The 1,330-nt window shown below is 46.4% G+C and carries 1 protein-coding gene; it reads right to left on the bottom strand.

Annotated elements, in window-relative coordinates; all coding sequences use genetic code 11:
* A partial coding sequence (locus NE473_RS29970) for an IS110 family transposase (RefSeq protein ID WP_155561016.1) occupies nt 1-891 on the bottom strand: 891 nt, incomplete at its 3' end.
* Nucleotides 892-1,330: the final 439 nt, after the last annotated feature.

A 1,330-nucleotide genomic window follows, 5' to 3' on the forward strand; every position in this document is an offset into this window, starting at 1 on the left:
CTGGTACTCGGTAGGATTCAGCCCTTTCACCGTTCTTAAAATAGCATCATCAATTGCTTTGAGCTCCTTTTCAAATGCATTGATGCAGTTAAAGGAACACCCGATCGAGACTGTCAAAGGTTCATAAAGGCACTTGTCCAGCCTGTAAGAATCATTAGCAGCCTTTTGAAGCAGATAAGTGGCCTGCTCTGGATCATGGATGCGTCCGCGGCTTTTGGAACTGATAAAAGCAATCAGTTCATCTACAGAAGCATTTACGATGGCTTCGGTAGAAAGGTAGTCCGTCAGAACAGCTTCAGCAGTGGCACCATATTTATTGGAGAAAGGGTGCTCATCGTTGTCCAGCATGGCAAACTCGCTGAATTTCAGAAAGATGTTGTTGAGCATGTAGGTTTTCTCCCTGGCGATGCATTCTGTAATGTGAAGCCGGTGCCGTGTAAGGCGCTGGAGTGCAAGATACTGTGCCCCGCGCCAGGGCTGTGTGTTAATCCGGCCGACCCTGGCGAAATCAGCGATGACAAAGGAATCAATCCCATCGTTCTTATCAAGGGAATTAAAGGATTCTTTATACTTTGCCACTTCCTTGGGATTGAGGCAGTAGACCTTCGTGGAGAAGGGAGCCAGCATTTGACAGGTGGAAAGGTAATTGGCAATGTGGACGCCGTAAAAGCCAGTGGACTCCAAACCAATGATGATGGAGCGGAACTCATGATGCTGTTGGAGAACCTCGGCAATCATCAGTTCCATCTGTTCAGCGCCATACTGAGAGTTTGGGATGGAGGCCATCCGAATGAGGAACTCTTGCTCGAAGTTCAAAGCAGAGATAACGTTTAAACGGGAACCGATATCGATACCAACAAAAAGCGTTGAGAGGTAATCGATTTTCTTCATATGTAATCACCACCTTTCAGGTAAGAATGGGGAATCAGAGCCAAAGCTTATCCCGATTCGATGTACCGGCTGAAACCTCGCGTTATCAGCATTGGACCAGTAGAAATACCCTGCTGGAGGCTAGAACTGGGGATGCAGCATTTGTGTAAGCAGTCATGGTACACCGTCTGGGCTGCAAGCTTATTGAGCAATAGCCATAGGCTTTGCAGGAGGGAACCAGCAGTGACCTTAGCTAAGATTCCACTGGGAATCATTATAGCATCGGGAAGCTCTGATATAAAGTAACATGTAAACTGTATAGATGGGAAAAGGATGAACCAGCGCTCCTGGAGGAGACCCCTCCTGATATGACATCACAGAATATCCTTACATCTATACCACAAAAAGAATAAGTCTATAGCCTGTTTTGCTTGGCTATAAACTTATTATACGAGGAGGG

Source organism: Hungatella sp. SL.1.14 (genome assembly GCF_024460495.1).
Lineage (GTDB): Bacteria > Bacillota > Clostridia > Lachnospirales > Lachnospiraceae > Hungatella > Hungatella hathewayi.